Genomic DNA, 16,686 nt, shown 5'->3' with positions numbered 1-16,686 from the left:
ATACTTGCAGCCATGAAACCGACATACAGACGTATTCTTTTTACCGTTTTACTCTTCGCCGCTTCGGGGTATTTCCTCTATACAGGCTTCAGTATCCTCTTCAAATAAGCAAGGCGACGTTTCAGACTCCAAGAGTGAAGAGCCGCGATAGCCGTCCGCTGAGGATCTCATCAGCGGCTATACCGCAATGTGAAGATTAAATTCGGATAGAGACTTCTTCGGGGAACTGCATCGTGACGCAGTGGAGCGAACCGTGCTGGCGGATCAGGACGGAGCAGTCGATGGGAACGATGTCGCGCCCTTTGAACGCTTTGCGGCAGATTTCGATCGCCTCGGCATCGTGCGGATCGTTGTAGACCGGCAGCAACACCGCGTCGTTGACAATCAGAAAATTCGCATAGGTCGCCGGCAACCGCTCGCCGTCGTAATAAGCGGGTGAACACATCGGCAAGGCGATAAGGTTGAACGGCTCGCCTTCCATGTCCCGCAGCTCCATCAGCTCCTCTTCCATTTTTTTGAGGGCTTCGTAGTGTTCGTCTTCCGTATCGTCGCATTTAACATACATAATGGTGTCGGTATCGATGAAACGGGCGAGGGTGTCGATGTGACTGTCGGTGTCGTCCCCCGCAAGGTAGCCGTGGTTCAGCCATAAAATCTGCTCGACGCCGAACTCTTTTTTGAGGATCGCTTCGGTCTGCGTTTTGGAGAGGTGGGCGTTGCGATTGGGATTGAGGAGACATTCGGAAGTGACCAGGAGCGATCCCGCGCCGTTGGATTCGACGCCGCCCCCTTCCAAGATCAGGTCGATCTTCTCCATCCGCGCACCGTAAACCAGAGCAAGGGCCGCGCTCATCGCATTGTCGCGCGACGCGTCGAATTTTCCGCCCCATCCGGTGAAGGTGAAATCAAGGAGCAGCGGTTCGTCTTCCTCTTCGTCGATGACGGTGAGGGCGCTACAGTCGCGCGCCCAGGTATCGTCGCTTTGGTAGGGGACGAAAATGAGGTTGGTCTGATCGGAAAAATACCCTTTGACAACCTCCACGTCGTCACAGACGATGAGGCAGGGTTCATAGCGGGCAACCGCGTTGGCGATGTTCACGAACGTGGAACGGGCCTCTTCGAGGTACGGAGCCCAGTCGCTTTGGGGATGGGGAAAAATGAGCTGGACAAAACTCTGGGGTTCGAATTCGGCCGGAAAATATCGCATTAAACTACCTTGATCTATAATTGCGCCATCTATCACCCGCAGGGATATCATGGGATACATTACGCTCAGCCGCGAGGCACTGATTCATAATCTTGACATTATCGCACAACAAGTTGGAACCAAAGATAAAATCGCCGTCGTACTCAAAGACAACGCCTACGGTCACGGTGCGGTTATGATCGCCGAGGCTGCCGGTGCGTACGGCGTCAAAAACGCGGTGGTGCGGACAGAAGCCGAGGCGGTGGAGATCGAACCGTTCTTCGATCGTATCTTGATCCTTGCCGATACCTCGACGTACGTGAATCCCAAATTCAGCTACGCGGTCAATTCGCTGGAGGAGATCGGGCGGTTTCTCCCCGGGACGCGGGTCGAATTGAAAGTCGATACCGGGATGCACCGTAACGGCGTCTCACCCTCCGATCTGGCCGAAGCGTTCGAAAAAATGGCGCTCAGAGGACTCGAATGCGTCGGAATGATGAGCCACCTGCGCAGTGCGGAGACGCTCAGCAGCGAGTGGTTCTGGCAGCGAAGAGCGTTCGATTCGCTTAAAGAAACCGCACGTTCTCTGGCGGCATCGCATGGCTGGAACCTCCGGTTTCATCTGTCGAATTCGGCCGGGACGTTCCGAAGTTCTGAATGTACCGATGATATGGCGCGGGTAGGGATCGCCCTTTACGGATGCCTGGAAATGGACAAAGGACTCGAAACGCCGCCGCTCAAACCGGTTTTGTCGCTGTGGGGAAAACGGATCGCGACGCGTGTGCTCAAAAAAGGGGAACGAATCGGTTATAACGGGATATATGAAGCCGCGACGGATGAAGTGGTATCGACGTACGATCTGGGATACGCCAACGGGCTTGACCGTCTGGCCTCGAACCGCTATACGACGCCGCAGGGGATCGCGCTGCGGGGACGCATTTCGATGGACAACGCGGTATTCGCCAGCGACGCCGAGGAGCTGCTGGTGTTTGACAACGCCAACGGCTATGCCCGCTCGGTGGGGACTATCGGATACGAAATCCTAGCCTGCCTCGACAAGAGTCTTGAACGCCGGTGGACTAAGTAGTCACCTTGATAATTGCTTCGGGGAAAATGGCTCCGTCAAGGCGGAGGTCGATCAGTTCTTCGAGCCTTTGGGGATCATCGATGTAGCCGAGTACTTTGGCGTCGAACAGGTAATGTTCGGCGACGCTCTGGATGGCCGATCCTGCTTTGGGATTGACGATGAGGTAGGAAGCCCGAAGGTTTTCGGCAATGACGGCATCGCCTTGATTGTCGACGAAAAGGGCGAAACGGACGCCGTTGTCTTTGAGATAGCGGATAATATCAAGATTTGCGGGGCTAAAAAAGAGTGCCACGACCGAATTGGCCGGGGTATGCCGGACCGCTTCAATCGATTCGATGTGGTAAAAACGCTCCGAAGGGACGTGCGGGTGACCGAAGAGTACCATCGTCAATCCTCCATACACTCTCGGGAGCAATAGTATTTGCCCTCTTTCATAAAGGCCTCTTTGACCTGGACATAGGTGTCGCATTTGGCGCACGGAACCATCGCTTCATCCTGCATTTTGTCTGCGGGAGGCGGGGTCAGGCTCTTTTTTTTGAAAAAGATGAAATAAACGGCGGCGATGACACCGACGAGCAGCAACAGTTTGAGCATATTTATCTCTTTATCAGCAGGTAGTGGCGGTTTTCCGCTTCGATGACCTTGTAATCAAGCGTTTCATCGACTTCATCATACACTCTTTCCCCTTTGTAAAAGAGCAAAAGGGTTCCCGGAACGCAAAACGGCTCGGAAAGCTTCATCAGCATTTTGGTATCGGTAACGGCGCGCGAGGTGACCAGATCGTACGGAGCGCTCGGCAGCTGTTCGGCCCGCAGCGCCTTGACCTCGACGTTGGAGAGGCCCAGATCGGCTTTGACGAACTGCAGAAAACTGGCCCGCTTGCTCAGCGGTTCGACGAGCGTGAACCGGGTGGCGGGGAGGGCGATAGCGAGCACCATTCCCGGAAAACCGGCCCCTGTTCCGATATCCATCGCAGTTTTAAGCGGGGGAAGAAAGGTGATCGGAAACAATGCGTCGACGATGAAGTCGTCGATCTGATCGGCCGATTTGGCCCCCGTGAGATTGTGGATTTTGTTCCATTTGGCCAGCAGCGCTTTGTACTGCTCGATTTTCTCGAAAAAGGATTCTTCGACCGGAATGGCGGCCCGTTCGATCAGGGTACGCAAACGGCTCAAAACAGATGCCCCATTTGTTCTTTTTTCACTTTCAGATACCCCTCGTTGTGGGGATTGGGATCAATGACGACGGGGATCCGTTGAACGATCTCGACGTCGAGATTTTCGACGACGGAAACCTTGGCGGGGTTATTGGTCAGCAGGCGGATTCTGGTCAGACCGAAATCGTGAAAGATTTCGCGGACGACGTCGTAGGTACGCTGGTCGGGCTCAAACCCCAGTTCCACGTTCGCCTCGATGGTGTTGCGCCCCTGGTCTTGCAGTGCGTAGGCGTTGACCTTGTTGAGCAGACCGATGTTGCGCCCTTCCTGGCGGTGGTAGATAACCAGCCCCCCCTCTGCGGCGATCATTTTGAGGGCAATGTGAAGCTGGTTGTTGCAATCGCATTTGATACTTCCGAGCGTATCGCCCGTGAGGCATTCGGAGTGGATGCGGACCAAAGGGGCCTCGGCGTTTTCGAATCCTTCGGTGAAAATGGCGAGGTGTTCTTGTATCCCCTCTTTGTAAACGCGGATTTTGAAGCGGCCGTATTTACTCGGCAGATTGGCGATCGATGATTTTTCAAATGTCGGTTGCATACTCATGGGGCAATTATAATTTCCTTTTCTTAATCTAAGTATCGATACACTTACCCACTTAGATTTACACTGGAGCATTTTAATGGAGCGTTTTCGCCGTACACGCCTCAATTCCCGCCTGCGTTCACTGGTTCGCGAAACCCATGTGGGCGTCGATGATTTCATCTATCCGCTGTTCGTCCGTCCGGGGGAGGGGATTAAAACCGAGGTAGCGTCGATGCCGGGCGTTTACCAGATGTCGCTGGATGAGATTTTAAAAGAGTGCGAGCTGCTGCAGTCGCTGGGGATCTATTCGATCATCCTTTTCGGTATCCCCGAGGTCAAAGACTCCGTCGGAAGCGACGCGTTGTGTGATCACGGCATCATTGCCACCGCCGTGCGTGCAATCAAAAAAGCGTATCCGAAGATGTTCGTCGTCACCGACCTGTGTTTTTGCGAATATACCGACCACGGGCACTGCGGGATCCTCGACCACGTACACGAGACGGTCGACAACGACGCGACCCTCTCGATTTCGGGCCAGCAGGCACTCGTCCATGCGCGTGCCGGGGCGGACATGATCGCCCCCTCGGGGATGATGGACGGTATCATCACGACATTGCGCGATGCCCTGGATGAGGGGGGATACGTCAACCTCCCCATCATGAGCTATTCGACCAAATTTGCCAGCGGCTATTACGGCCCTTTCCGTGACGTCGCCGAATCGACCCCCAGCTTCGGGGACCGCTCGACCTACCAGATGGATCCGGCCAACCGCCGTGAGGCGATCCGCGAAAGCCTCGCCGATGAAGCGCAGGGGGCCGATATCCTGATGGTCAAGCCCGCCCTGGCGTATCTCGACGTCATCCGCGACATCCGCGAAGCTTCCTCGCTTCCGCTGGCGGTCTACAACGTCAGCGGCGAGTATGCGATGCTCAAACACGCCGGTAATGCGGGGCTCATCGATTACAACCGCGTCATGATGGAGACGATGGTCGGTTTCAAACGCGCGGGTGCGGATATCATCATCAGCTACCACGCTAAAGAAGTGGCGCAGTTATTAAAATAATGAAATTTTTTTATGATATGATTGTTTTTTGTATCGAAGGATAGACGTGAGACATTTTTTAACGCTGAAAGACTACACTAAAGAAGAGATCCTCGAGATTCTCGAACTGGGAGTAGAGATTAAAAAAGAGGTGAAAGCCAAAAACTTCGTCCCCCGCCTCGCCAATCAGACGCTTGCCATGATCTTCGAAAAAAGTTCCACGCGCACCCGCGTCAGTTTCGAAGTCGGGATGTACCAGCTCGGCGGTCATGCGCTCTTTCTTTCCAACCGCGATATCCATCTCGGACGCGGCGAACCGGTCAAAGATACCGCCCGGGTCATCTCTTCGATGTGCGACATGGTGATGATCCGTACCTATGAGCAAAGCAAGCTCGAAGAGTTTTCGCGCTATTCGAAAGTTCCCGTCATCAACGGCCTCAGCGACAGCTATCATCCGGTACAGCTCCTCGCCGATTACATGACGATGATGGAATGCGGAAAAGACAAAAATCCGATCGTCGCCTACGTCGGTGACGGCAACAACATGACCCACTCGTGGCTGATGCTCGCTTCCAAACTCGGGTTCGAACTCCGCGTCGCAACCCCCAAGGGGTACGAGTGCGATCCGGCCATCATCGCCGATGCGATGGAGTTTGCCAAACAAAGCGGGGCGAAAATTTCGATCAGCAACGATCCAAAAGAGGCGGTCAAAGGGGCTACCGTCGTGACGACGGATACATGGATCTCGATGGGGCAGGAAGAAGAAAAAGCCCAGAGGCTCCGCGCATTCGAAGGCTACATCGTCGACGAAGCACTGATGGCGCTCGCGGAGAAAGGGGCGATTTTTCTCCATTGTCTTCCCGCCTATCGCGGCGTCGAGGTGAGCGAAAGCGTTTTGGAAGGGGAACAGAGTCTTATCTTCGAAGAGGCGGAAAACCGTCTCCATGCGCAGAAAGGATTGATGGTCTGGCTCGATAAACACCGTTAAAAGGGGATAATATGCGCTGGTTGCTTTGCGTAGCCGTGGCGGTCTTCACTCTTCAAGGTGCCCAGGCGGTAGCCGTGGGCGAGAAATACAAAGATTCCGGCAAATGCAAAGCCTGTCACAGCCATATTGTCAAGGAATGGGAAAGTTCCTGGCATGCTGCGTCCCACTATGCCAACGACGAATACTTCCGCAAAACGATCGACTACGTTGCCCGCAAACAGAGCGGGAAATCGCTCAATTCGATCAAAATCGAATGCGCCGCGTGTCATAACCCCCGCATTTCCGTTACTTCCACCAATGCCGAATACGAAGCGCTCGCATCGCTGAATCTGGATCGTAACACTGACGCCGCGTGCGCGACTCAGAGCGATACGATCGCCGAGGGGATCAACTGCGTCGTCTGTCATAACATCGACCGAATCCACGACACCCTCCCCGATACCAAGCGGGGAGTCCACCGTGTAGGGTGGATGAAAAGCGGGACCATGAGCGGCCCGTATTCGGATGCCAAATCCCCTTACCACCGTGTCGAGCACCGTGATTTCATGGACCGTAATCCCGATCGTCTGTGTTTTGTGTGCCATGCGAACGATACTTCCGAAGAGGGACATCGTTTTACCGACATGGAGTCGGAGTATAAAAAAGGGGACAAATTCTGCGTCGACTGCCATATGGGGCCGCGCAAAGAGGGGGTGGCCGCAACGTTGCGCGACGCGCAGGGCAAACCGCACAAACGGCAGATCCGTTCCCACGGATTCATCGGTGCCCATACCGAAACGATGTGGAAAGACGCACTTGCGGTGAGTCTCAAACGCGCTTCGGGCGGACTGGAAGTGACATTGAACAATCCCAACCCCCATCCGCTTCCCGGAGGGTTCGGCGCACGGGAAATTCTGATCGAAGTGGCGTATTTCCGAAAAGGCACGGGGATGGGAACCCAAACCCGTTCGCTTACCTCCCGGTTCCTGAACAAGCGGGGCAAGCCGACCGTGCCGCATCTTGCGGCCAAAACGCTTGAAAACGTTTCCGTTCCGGCATACGGTTCAAAAAGCTTTACGTTCGGCATACTCAAGGGGGCGGATCAGGTGGCGGTAAGCGTTTCGTATCGGCTGGTGAATGAGGAGGTGCGAAAGATGCTGGGGCTTAAAGATCCGATCTGGTCGCGAAAAGCGGTGATTCAAAAAAAGGTGTTGAAGCTCTAAAAGGCGGAGCCGCCTTTTAGTTCATTTCGACTTTGATAATGAGATCGTTGCCCTCTTCGACAACGGAAAAGTTGTGTTTCTGGCAAAACGTTTCGTTCATTTCGGCGGCCCATTCGCGGGCTTCGATCATCGCGTCGTCTTTGTTGGTAAATGTTTTGCTGTTCTCCATGCCGCTGCGTTTGAAACAGCCGCACTCTTTTTCGACTTTCACGGTAAACATTAAAAAATTCTCCTTGCGTAGTGTTCTGATTTTTTGGAAGTATAGTTCGAAAAGATTATAAAAAATCGGACAAATTATAAACGATTCGAAACTAAAGGTTAACTTTAGCTTTTGTTAACACCGCTTTGTCAGGAGAACTTATGTTCTGATTAGGTACAATTCGCTCAAATTTTTGGGTACCTTTGCAAACCTTCACCGCGTGAAGTTTTTCCAAGGTACCTTCCATGGTAGAGATGAATCTCTGAAAATTTAGCGCCCCGCAGGGGCAATACAGCGCCGCAGCCGCACAGTGTAGCAACATGGGCTTTTGAAGAAATATTTTCGCCGAGGCGGAAACAGGGTTCTTCTGTATGAGGGCATGGCGTAAACAAAAGGCAGTATTATGAGTAACACAGTAAACAACACGGAAAATGTCCAGACATTCGACGATTTCGGTCTCCGTTCCGAAATCATGCAGAGTATCAAATATGCGGGATTTACCCAGCCAAGCCCCATCCAGTCGATGGTCATCCCGGTCATCATGGAAGGGCGCGACGTTGTCGGGCAAGCCCATACCGGTACAGGGAAAACGGCGGCTTTCGGCCTTCCTACCCTCAACAAAATGCATCTTAAAGGGGGGATTGAAACCCTTATCATCACCCCGACGCGCGAACTGGCCAACCAGGTCAGCGACGAGATCTACAAATTCGGACGTCACCTGGGCGTGCGCACTGTCACCATCTACGGCGGCAGTTCGTACAACCGCCAGATCGATCTGATCGAGCGCGGAGCGCAGGTTATCATCGCGACTCCGGGACGTCTTTTGGACATGCTCAGCCGCGACATGCTCAAAGGGTTCGCCCCCTCGACGGTTATTCTCGACGAAGCCGACGAAATGCTCGATATGGGCTTTTTGGACGATATCAACGAAATTTTCACCTTTTTGCCGACCGAGCGTCAGACGCTTCTTTTTTCGGCGACGATGCCGGCTCCGATCAAGCAGCTGGCCGAGCGTATCCTGGTGAACCCGTTTTTTGCCTCAATTACCAAAGAGGAGACGACCAATACCGACATTACGCAGCAGTATTACGTCATCGAAGAATCTGAGCGCGACGATGCGATTATCCGTTTGATGGATGCCGAAGACGCGCAAAAAACGGTTGTATTCTGCCGCACTAAAAAAGAGGTTGACCGCCTCAGCAATGTCCTCTCCGCAGTCGGGTATTCGGCCAAGGGGCTTCACGGCGATATGGAGCAGCGCCAGCGTGAAAGCGTCATCAAAGGGCTCAAAACCGATGCGGTTGACGTCCTGATCGCAACCGACGTGGCGGCGCGGGGTCTGCACATCGACGGCGTTACCCACGTTTTCAACTACCATATTCCCTTCGACCCTGAAAGTTACGTTCACCGTATCGGCCGGACGGGACGCGCGGGTAAAAAAGGGGTAGCCATCACTCTGGTAACCCCGCTTGAGTTTAAAGAGCTCCAGCGTATCCGGGCCAAAGTCGGTACAACGATGGAACACGCCTACATTCCGAGCAAACACGACGTCAAAGAAGCCCAGGTCAGCCGTCTTCTCTCCGAAATCGAGAAACAGCATATTTACGACGAAGCGCACAAAGTGCTCGATAAGCTCAAAGAAGATTATGATATGGAGCAGATCGCGTACAAGCTGATTTCGGTCCTCATGGAACAAAACAAAGTGCACGGCCCGAATCAGATCGGTATTGCGGCGGAGCGCTTGGAGAAAATTCTTCACAACCTTGAGCGTCGCGGCGGCGATCGCGGCGGAAACCGTCGCGGCGGCGGATTTAACCGCAACCGTAACAATCATCGCACCGGCGGATACCGCGGTGACCGTGATCGTGGCGACCGCGGTGATCGCGGCGGCGACAGAGGCGGCGATCGCAGCGAACGTTCACGCAGCTTCGGCGGCGCCAACCGTTCAAACAAGCCTAAATATTAATCAGCGGCCCTACGGCCGGAGAACTCCTCTTTCAGACGCTCCAAAAACGGCTCCATCGGGGCCGGAAGCACAAATCCCTCTCTTTGTTTCACTCCCCACATCGGTTCGGGAAAATAATCGTCGTTCCGAAATCGGGCCATGATGTGCCAATGAACGCGCGGAAGCATGTTTCCGAACGACGCGATGTTGATTTTGTCGGGGGTGAAATAGGCCAGCATCGCTTTTTCGATGCGGTCAAGGGCGTCCCATATCGCTTTTTTTTCCTCGGCGGTACATTCGGAAAACTCTTTACGCGGCGTTTGGGTGAAAATCTTGAGCCAGGGGACGGAACTTTCGTGAAGTTCGATGGAAATGAGTGAATCGGAGTAGAGCATCGGCGACCTTGAAATGAAGTCGCCTATTGTAGCAAAAGGGTTCTTATTTGCCCTTTCCGGCAAACGGGACGAGGGCGCTTCCCCATGTCAGACCGCCGCCGAAGGCATCGAGGAGCATCAGTTCGCCGTTTTGAAGACGACCGGACTCGTAGATGTCGTTGATAGCCATCGGGATCGATGCGCCTGAGGTATTGCCGTATTTGGCAACGGTGAGGACGACCTGATCGTCGGAGAGTTCCAGCGCATCACCGACGGCTTTGATGATACGGTAGTTGGCCTGATGGGGAACGAAATGTTTGATGGAGGACGATTCGATACCGTTTTGCCTGAGGATCTCAACAACGTCGCTGGTGAGGGTGCGGACGGCGACTTTAAAGGTTTCGTTCCCTTTCATTTTCATGAAGCATCCTGCCGCTTCGCGGTCAAGTTCGTCGTGCGCCGATCCGCTCCCGCCGTTGGGAGTCATCAGAAGATCGGCATAATCGCCATCCGCGCCGGTATGGATGTCGATAATCGCTTCTTCCTTGTTGTCCGTTGCACTGATTATGGCGGCTCCCGCACCGTCGCCGAACAGGATACAGGTCCCCCGGTCGGTATAGTCGGTGATGGCGCTCAGGCGCTCCGCACCGACGATAAGGACGTTTTTCTTCATACCCGATTCAATGAATGCTTTGGCGACGGAAAGGGCGTAGACAAATCCGGTGCAGGCAGCGGAAATATCGAACGCGGTGACTTTCGCAAGTCCCAGTTTCGAAGTGATCAGGGTAGCGGTCGAGGGCATACAGAAATAATCGGGAGAGATCGTGGCGCACACAACCATGTCGATGGTGCTTTTATCGATGCCGGCACGCTCGATGGCCAGCTCGGCCGCTTTGACGCCCATGTCGCTGGTCGTTTCGCCTTCGGCGGCGATGTGACGTTCCTTGATCCCGGTCCGTTTGGTAATCCACTCGTCGGTGGTATCGACCATCGTCTCCAGATCGCTGTTGGTCAGGACTTTGGAGGGGACGTATGCTCCGATCGATCGAAATGCTGCGTACATGGGTTAACCTTTGAGAGGAATCGAAGTCAGCTTTTAAGCTCTTCGAGCCGTTTTTCGATATGTTCGTTGACGCCGGTGTTTACGTAACGGATCGCCTGAAATATTGCGTTTTTGATCGCTTTGGGATTGCTTTTGCCGTGGCTGACGATGGCGCACCCTTTGATACCGATCAGCGGGGCTCCGCCGATTTCGGCGTAGTCGATCTCTTTTTTAAGGAGCTTGAACACTTTACGCATCAAAAGCGCACCCGTGATCGCTACCGGCGATTTGCGGATGTACTCTTTGATAAAAAAGCTGATCGTAGAGGCAACCCCTTCGGAAGCTTTGAGGACGAGATTCCCGATAAAGCCGTCGCAGACGATGACGTCGCAGGAACCGTCGAAAATGTTGTTCCCTTCGACGTTGCCGATGAACCCTTTTTCGTTTTGAAGCATCCCGAAGGTCTCTTTGGTCACTTCGTTCCCTTTGGAACTCTCTTCGCCGTTGGCGAGAAGGCCGACGCGCGGATGGGCGAGTCCCAGCATGTCCTGTGCGTAGTAATAGCCCATGATACCGAACTGGAAAAGGTGTTCGGCCTTGCAGTCGACGTTTGCTCCGACATCAAGCATGACACTGCGCTGGCCGTTTTTCGTCGGCATGAGCGTGACCAGTGCAGGGCGCAGTACGTGTTTGAGACGCCCCAGACGCAGGGTCGCCAGCGACATCGTCGCACCGCTGTGACCGGCGCTCACAACGCCGTCGGCTTTCCCCTCGCGTACCAGTTCGATCGCTTTGTAGATCGAGCTCTCTTTTCGTTTCAGCGCATCGGTGGCCGCATCGCTCATGTCGATGACATCGTCCGCTTCGACGATTAAAATTTTATCTTTATAGCCCTTGGGTAATAAAGATAAAATCTCATCTTTTTTCCCAACCAGAATGGGTTCAAACTTTTTCTCCTTGAGCGCTTCAAGGGTCCCTTTGACAATCGGTTCGGGACCGAAGTCCCCTCCCATTGCATCAATTGCAATTCTAATCATCGATTATTTGTACTCACCGGTTGTCGGGTTGACATAGTGAGGCAATTTGTAGGTGCCGTCTTTGTCTTTGACCGGACGTGCAAGAGTGATTTTGTAGTGAGTTCTGCGTTTCGCGGCGCGAGTGTGACTCACTCTTCTTTTAGGTACTGCCATCGTTAGTCCTTTCTGTTTGGATTAAATTTTTTGATGCGGGGCGCGTCAGAACTCTGCGTCCAACGTTTTGCCTTCGCAATTGGAACAGCAATAATAATCGCTGCGGATCAGTTCGATTTCCGAACGGAAGAGTTCGTCCATATCGATGGTCGCCGTATCGATTTCCACGACGTCGAACTCTTCCTCGTTTCCTTTGTAAATGCCATCGGAGAGGTAAAAACTCACCTCTTCGTTCAGAGGCGTTTCAATCGGCTCGGCGCAGATGTCGCACGGGATTGAAATACTCCCCGTAATTGTACCGTTTAATTGCGCAAGATTGCTTTTTTTCAGGAATATTTCACCTGAAAAACGGGCATTGTCACGATTTAGCTCAAAATCGACAGGTACGGTGCCCAGGCGTCTAAACGGTATCAACATGGTTTAGCTGATTTCGCGGCCCGAGAAGAAAAACGCGATTTCGATCGCGGCGTTCTCAAGAGAATCGCTTCCGTGAACGGCATTGGCATCGATGTTTTCGGCGAAGTCGGCGCGGATTGTGCCGGGCGCAGCTTCTTTAGGGTTGGTCGCACCCATCAGGTCACGGTTTTTGAGAACCGCGTTTTCCCCTTCGAGAACGGAAACGACTACCGGACCGCTGACCATGAAATCAACCAGGTCGTTGAAGAACGGGCGCGCTTTGTGAACGGCGTAGAACGCTTCGGCGTCCTGGCGGCTCAACTGTACTTTTTTGGTGGCTGCAATCCGCAGACCGTTGCTTTCGAAGCGGTCCAAGATTTTACCGATGACACCTTTTGCAACGGCGTCAGGCTTGATGATTGACAACGTTTGTTCCATCAATGCTCCTGTTTTATGTGTAAAAAATAGAGTGGGATTATAGCGGAACAATAATTTAAGTAAGATTAAAGATGAACGGAATGGAGAAAGGGAAGAGAGGGAAGGGTGAAACCTTCCCTTTTATCGTATTTAGTTAACGACGTTTGCTTTGGAAGAACGCATTTCTGCGGTGATGTCTTCACGGTGGGCAGGACTTGCACCGATTTCGTCCCAAGTGATACAACCTTCAGTTGGGCAGGCAGTCGCACAGGCGGGTTCGTCGTGGTGACCTACACACTCGACACATTTGTCAGCGTATACGTAGTAGATGTCTTCACCCGTTGGGTTATCGTCCTCGTCTACGATCGCTTCTACCGGACACTCGTCGATGCAAGCGCCGCAGTTAATACAGGTATCATTAATGACTACTGCCATAGGATTCTCCTTGGTTGATTGTTATGGGGAAACTATAACAGAAGAATTTTAAACCCACCTAAAAAGAGAGGGGTTTAAAAAGGTTTGGGGGACGAGTGTTACGGAGGGCCGTTTTAGAGCCCTAGATAGGAGCGGATAGCATCCACCTTATCGGTTTTTTCCCATGTAAAATCGGGAAGTTCGCGCCCGAAATGGCCGTATGCGGCCGTCTGCCGATAGATAGGGCGGAGCAGGTCGAGCGTTTCGATGATACCGCGCGGGGTGAGATCGAAAAGTTCGTTGACGCACGCTTCGATTTTGCTCTCTTCGACTTTGGACGTCCCGTGCGTGTTGACCATGACCGAAACCGGCTTGACGACGCCGATCGCATAAGCAACCTGGATCGTCGCGCGGTCGCACGCACCTGATGCGACGAGGTTTTTGGCAACGTAGCGGGCGGCATAAGCGGCCGAACGGTCTACTTTGGTCGGGTCTTTTCCGCTGAACGCGCCGCCGCCGTGAGGGCAGCTTCCCCCGTAGGTGTCGACGATGATTTTGCGTCCCGTCAGCCCCGCATCCCCCTGCGGTCCGCCGATAACGAATTTTCCGGTCGGGTTGATGTGATAGACGATGTCGGATGAAAGCAGCTCTTCGGGGATAACGTGCCGGATCACCTCGGAGATGACGTCGGCGTGGAGTTTTTCTTGTGAAATTTCAGGGGCGTGCTGGGTCGATACGACGACCGTCTCCACGGCGACGGGCTTGTCGTCGACGTAACGGACGCTCACCTGCGCTTTACCGTCGGGGCGCAGGTAGGGGAGGATTCCCTCTTTGCGCACTTTCGCCAACCGTTCGGTGATCCGGTGTGCCAGATGGACCGGCAGCGGCATGAGCACCTCGGTTTCGCGGCAGGCGTAACCGAACATGAGCCCCTGATCCCCCGCACCGATCTCACCGCCGCTTTGGTCGACCCCTTGATTGATGTCGGGAGATTGTTCTCCGATCCCGTTGAGTACGGCACATGAGCGATAATCAAAGCCGTATGTGGCGTCGGTATAGCCGATTTCGCGCACTACCTGACGGGTAATCTCCTGCATCGGGGCGTAAGTGGTCGTTTTCAGTTCTCCGGCGATGACGCAAAAACCATTGGAGACGAGCGTTTCGCAGGCAACACGGGCTTTGGGATCTTCGGCGATGATGTAATCGAGGATCGCGTCGCTGATCTGGTCGGCCATTTTGTCCGGATGCCCCTCGGTGACCGATTCGGAGGTAAAAATGTATTCTTTCGGCATATAAAAATATCCTTGACGTCGTAAAAGTAAAAGAGGGGGTAGATGGAGGCGATTATACCGAAACGGTTTTTAAAACAAAATCGCCTTCCCAGAAAAAATCGATCCAGTCGCGCGCTTCGTGCAGCGTGTAATCGGGGCGGGCCGATGCGTTTTGTTTGTAGAACAGCGACGCGCTGCGAAATTCGATTTCAGGATAGCGGTGGGAGAGGATCGGCATAAGGGTGGAGAGAGTCTGGCCGCTGTCGACGATGTCGTCCACGATCAAAACCCGGTGCGAATCGGAGAGATCGCAGAGGGTTTTGACCGTTACTTCCTCTCGGTGATGCGTACCGTCGTAGCTCTCGACGCGGATGCACTGGAGATTGCGGATGTCGAGCGCCATGGTCAGCGCGTGCCCGAGCGTCACGCCGCCGCGCGCGATCGCCAAGACGGTATCGGGACGAAACGCTCCCATCTGCGCGATCAGTGCGGGGACATCACGTTTGAAGTCTTCGTAGCTGTAGTAGATCATGGACGACATCATAGCATAAGGGGTTCTGCGCTATAATAAAAAACTTACAACTTTGCCAAAAGGTTTCCCTATTGAAAAAATTAGCCATTATCGGCCGTCCGAACGTCGGCAAAAGCTCGCTCTTCAACCGGCTCCTCAAACAGCGTGACGCCATCACCTCCGAAATGGCCGGAACGACCCGCGACGTTAAAAAACGCCCCGCCGTCATTCTCGACAAAGAGGTCGAGATCCTCGATACGGGAGGACTCGACGAGGGGTGCGAACTCTACGAAAAAATCAAGGAAAAATCCCTTAAAGCCGCACATGAGGCCGACATTATCCTGTTCATGGTCGACGGTAAAAGCCTTCCCGAGGAAGAAGACAAAAAGCTGTTCTACGAACTCGAATCGATGGGTAAATCGGTCGCTCTCGTCGTCAACAAGATCGATAACGACAAGATGCAGGAGAAACTGTGGGAGTACTACGAATTCGGCACCGACCGGATTTTCGGGATCTCCGTCGCCCATAACCGCCACATCAACGCGCTTCTTGCGTGGATCGCCGCACAGCTTCCCGAAAGCGACATGATCGTGATTCCCTCCGCCGAACCCGACGAAATGGATGCGTTTGATGCGTTTGTCGACGGGTTTGAGGAGGAGGATGAGGAATTCGATTACGAGGATGAGGACGAAGAGGACGAGGGCGACGAATCGGAAGTGTTCGTCATCGACGAACCGATGCGCGAAATCGACGATAGCGAACTCAACCGGATGAAAGTTGCGATCATCGGCCGCGTCAACGTCGGGAAAAGCTCCCTGCTCAACGCCCTGCTCGGAGAAGACCGTTCGGTTGTCAGCTCGGTTGCCGGGACGACGATCGACCCGATCGACGAAGAGATGGAATACGAAGGAAAAACGATTACGTTCGTCGATACCGCCGGTATCCGCAAGAGGGGAAAAATCCTGGGGATCGAGAAATATGCCCTAATGCGGACCGAAGAGATGCTCGATGCGGCTGATATCGCGTTGTTGGTGCTTGATGCCTCCGAGCCGTTCAAGGATCTGGATGAAAAGATCGCCGGTTTCGTCGACAAAAACCGGCTGGCATGTCTGATCGTTCTCAACAAGTGGGATCTTGCCCCCAAAGAGGACTACGACAAGATCATTGCCGAAGTCCGCGACCGTTTCAAGTTTCTCAGCTACGCTCCGATCATCACGATTTCGGCGTTGACCAAACAGCGGGTTCACAAGATTTTCGAGATGCTGCTGAAAATCAACGACAATTATTCGCAGCGCATTCCGACCGCCCGGATCAACGAAGTGCTCGAGATGGCGCAGCGCAAGCACCCGATCCCCAGCATCAACGGGCAGACGATTCGCCTTTACTACGGGACGCAGTACGATATCCGACCGCCGCGTATCGCGCTGGTGATGAACAAACCGCAGGGGCTCCATTTCAGCTACCGCCGCTATTTGACCAACCAGTTCCGGGAACTGTTCGATTTTGAAGGGACGCCGGTGTTGTTTAAAGCGAAGGCGAAGAATCAGAAGCGCAGACCGAAGAATTGATACTCCACCTCGCAAGCGAGGTGGATTCTTCCTCCACAGCTCTTAGGCAGCTGTTTGATGGGAAGCATTGGAGCCGTGTATCCCACGGTCTCGTATGTTTTTGGCGGCATTGACAT

The 16,686-nt window shown here is 53.6% G+C and carries 21 protein-coding genes; 6 read left to right on the top strand and 15 right to left on the bottom strand.

What is annotated here, in order from left to right:
• Nucleotides 1-196: 196 nt before the first annotated feature.
• Nucleotides 197-1,207: an agmatine/peptidylarginine deiminase gene (locus E0765_RS04335; protein WP_132812000.1), complete on the bottom strand. Its 1,011-nt coding sequence runs from the start codon at nucleotides 1,205-1,207 to the stop codon at nucleotides 197-199.
• Between the two features lie 49 nt (nucleotides 1,208-1,256).
• Here E0765_RS04335 and E0765_RS04330 point away from each other — a divergent pair, with 49 nt between their 5' ends.
• The gene (locus tag E0765_RS04330) at nucleotides 1,257-2,273 is read left to right on the top strand and encodes an alanine racemase (RefSeq protein WP_132811999.1); all 1,017 of its coding nucleotides are present in this window, start codon (nucleotides 1,257-1,259) and stop codon (nucleotides 2,271-2,273) included.
• Here E0765_RS04330 and E0765_RS04325 read toward each other — a convergent pair.
• Genes E0765_RS04325 through ribA form a run of 4 tightly spaced genes read right to left on the bottom strand, consistent with a single transcriptional unit; the run spans nucleotide 2,266 to nucleotide 4,032 of the window.
• Nucleotides 2,266-2,658 (bottom strand): hypothetical protein, encoded by a 393-nt coding sequence (locus E0765_RS04325; RefSeq protein WP_132811998.1) that lies wholly within the window; start codon nucleotides 2,656-2,658, stop codon nucleotides 2,266-2,268. The genes E0765_RS04330 and E0765_RS04325 overlap by 8 nt on opposite strands.
• A gap of 2 nt (nucleotides 2,659-2,660) precedes the next feature.
• The gene (locus E0765_RS04320) at nucleotides 2,661-2,867 is read right to left on the bottom strand and encodes a PP0621 family protein (RefSeq protein WP_132811997.1); all 207 of its coding nucleotides are present in this window, start codon (nucleotides 2,865-2,867) and stop codon (nucleotides 2,661-2,663) included.
• Between the two features lie 2 nt (nucleotides 2,868-2,869).
• On the bottom strand, nucleotides 2,870-3,448 hold the full coding sequence (rsmG, locus tag E0765_RS04315; protein ID WP_132811996.1) for a 16S rRNA (guanine(527)-N(7))-methyltransferase RsmG: 579 nt from the start codon (nucleotides 3,446-3,448) through the stop codon (nucleotides 2,870-2,872).
• Complete coding sequence (ribA, locus tag E0765_RS04310; RefSeq protein WP_132811995.1) at nucleotides 3,445-4,032, bottom strand: GTP cyclohydrolase II; 588 nt, start codon at nucleotides 4,030-4,032, stop codon at nucleotides 3,445-3,447. Before ribA ends, rsmG begins: the two co-directional genes overlap by 4 nt.
• Before the next feature lie 76 nt (nucleotides 4,033-4,108).
• On the opposite strand from ribA, the gene hemB reads away from it, so the two are divergent.
• The 3 genes from hemB to E0765_RS04295 are packed head-to-tail and all read left to right on the top strand — an operon-like array spanning nucleotide 4,109 to nucleotide 7,243.
• Nucleotides 4,109-5,074 carry a porphobilinogen synthase gene (gene hemB, locus E0765_RS04305; protein WP_132811994.1) on the top strand — a complete coding sequence of 322 codons (966 nt, stop codon included), beginning with the start codon at nucleotides 4,109-4,111 and terminating at the stop codon, nucleotides 5,072-5,074.
• 46 nt (nucleotides 5,075-5,120) lie between these two features.
• Nucleotides 5,121-6,041 (top strand): ornithine carbamoyltransferase, encoded by a 921-nt coding sequence (gene argF / locus E0765_RS04300; RefSeq protein ID WP_132811993.1) that lies wholly within the window; start codon nucleotides 5,121-5,123, stop codon nucleotides 6,039-6,041.
• Between the two features lie 11 nt (nucleotides 6,042-6,052).
• The gene (locus E0765_RS04295) at nucleotides 6,053-7,243 is read left to right on the top strand and encodes a multiheme c-type cytochrome (protein ID WP_132811992.1); all 1,191 of its coding nucleotides are present in this window, start codon (nucleotides 6,053-6,055) and stop codon (nucleotides 7,241-7,243) included.
• Between the two features lie 16 nt (nucleotides 7,244-7,259).
• On the opposite strand, the gene E0765_RS04290 is transcribed toward E0765_RS04295, so the two are convergent.
• On the bottom strand, nucleotides 7,260-7,463 hold the full coding sequence (locus tag E0765_RS04290; RefSeq protein WP_132811991.1) for a hypothetical protein: 204 nt from the start codon (nucleotides 7,461-7,463) through the stop codon (nucleotides 7,260-7,262).
• Nucleotides 7,464-7,845: 382 nt separating this feature from the next.
• Between E0765_RS04290 and E0765_RS04285 the strand changes: the two genes are divergently transcribed.
• The gene (locus tag E0765_RS04285; RefSeq protein WP_132811990.1) at nucleotides 7,846-9,408 is read left to right on the top strand and encodes a DEAD/DEAH box helicase; all 1,563 of its coding nucleotides are present in this window, start codon (nucleotides 7,846-7,848) and stop codon (nucleotides 9,406-9,408) included.
• Here E0765_RS04285 and E0765_RS04280 read toward each other — a convergent pair.
• The 9 genes from E0765_RS04280 to E0765_RS04240 all read right to left on the bottom strand — a co-directional run bounded on the left by E0765_RS04280 (nucleotide 9,405) and on the right by E0765_RS04240 (nucleotide 15,023).
• Nucleotides 9,405-9,782, bottom strand: coding sequence for an HIT family protein (locus tag E0765_RS04280; protein ID WP_132811989.1), 378 nt, complete (start codon nucleotides 9,780-9,782; stop codon nucleotides 9,405-9,407). The two genes, E0765_RS04285 and E0765_RS04280, sit on opposite strands and share 4 nt — an antisense overlap.
• 43 nt (nucleotides 9,783-9,825) lie before the next feature.
• A complete protein-coding gene (locus E0765_RS04275) occupies nucleotides 9,826-10,824 on the bottom strand; it encodes a beta-ketoacyl-ACP synthase III (protein ID WP_132811988.1) in 999 nt (332 codons plus the stop codon).
• A 26-nt stretch (nucleotides 10,825-10,850) separates the two neighbouring features.
• Nucleotides 10,851-11,840, bottom strand: coding sequence for a phosphate acyltransferase PlsX (plsX, locus tag E0765_RS04270; protein WP_132811987.1), 990 nt, complete (start codon nucleotides 11,838-11,840; stop codon nucleotides 10,851-10,853).
• A 3-nt stretch (nucleotides 11,841-11,843) separates the two neighbouring features.
• Nucleotides 11,844-11,993, bottom strand: coding sequence for a 50S ribosomal protein L32 (rpmF, locus tag E0765_RS04265; protein ID WP_132811986.1), 150 nt, complete (start codon nucleotides 11,991-11,993; stop codon nucleotides 11,844-11,846).
• A 45-nt stretch (nucleotides 11,994-12,038) separates the two neighbouring features.
• Nucleotides 12,039-12,410 carry a DUF177 domain-containing protein gene (locus E0765_RS04260; RefSeq protein WP_132811985.1) on the bottom strand — a complete coding sequence of 124 codons (372 nt, stop codon included), beginning with the start codon at nucleotides 12,408-12,410 and terminating at the stop codon, nucleotides 12,039-12,041.
• Nucleotides 12,411-12,413: 3 nt separating this feature from the next.
• The gene (gene ndk, locus E0765_RS04255; protein ID WP_132811984.1) at nucleotides 12,414-12,827 is read right to left on the bottom strand and encodes a nucleoside-diphosphate kinase; all 414 of its coding nucleotides are present in this window, start codon (nucleotides 12,825-12,827) and stop codon (nucleotides 12,414-12,416) included.
• Between the two features lie 129 nt (nucleotides 12,828-12,956).
• Nucleotides 12,957-13,241 (bottom strand): 4Fe-4S dicluster domain-containing protein, encoded by a 285-nt coding sequence (locus E0765_RS04250; protein ID WP_132811983.1) that lies wholly within the window; start codon nucleotides 13,239-13,241, stop codon nucleotides 12,957-12,959.
• Between the two features lie 113 nt (nucleotides 13,242-13,354).
• Nucleotides 13,355-14,512 (bottom strand): methionine adenosyltransferase, encoded by a 1,158-nt coding sequence (gene metK / locus E0765_RS04245; protein WP_132811982.1) that lies wholly within the window; start codon nucleotides 14,510-14,512, stop codon nucleotides 13,355-13,357.
• A 52-nt stretch (nucleotides 14,513-14,564) separates the two neighbouring features.
• The gene (locus E0765_RS04240; RefSeq protein ID WP_132811981.1) at nucleotides 14,565-15,023 is read right to left on the bottom strand and encodes a phosphoribosyltransferase; all 459 of its coding nucleotides are present in this window, start codon (nucleotides 15,021-15,023) and stop codon (nucleotides 14,565-14,567) included.
• Nucleotides 15,024-15,094: 71 nt separating this feature from the next.
• On the opposite strand from E0765_RS04240, the gene der reads away from it, so the two are divergent.
• Entirely contained in the window at nucleotides 15,095-16,570 is a 1,476-nt protein-coding gene (gene der, locus E0765_RS04235; RefSeq protein WP_132811980.1) for a ribosome biogenesis GTPase Der, read from the top strand.
• The last annotated feature ends 116 nt before the right edge of the window (nucleotides 16,571-16,686 follow it).

Origin of the sequence: Sulfuricurvum sp. IAE1, assembly GCF_004347735.1 — a bacterium.
Classification (GTDB): Bacteria; Campylobacterota; Campylobacteria; order Campylobacterales; family Sulfurimonadaceae; genus Sulfuricurvum.
This window is presented reverse-complemented; position numbering and strand designations above follow the sequence as displayed.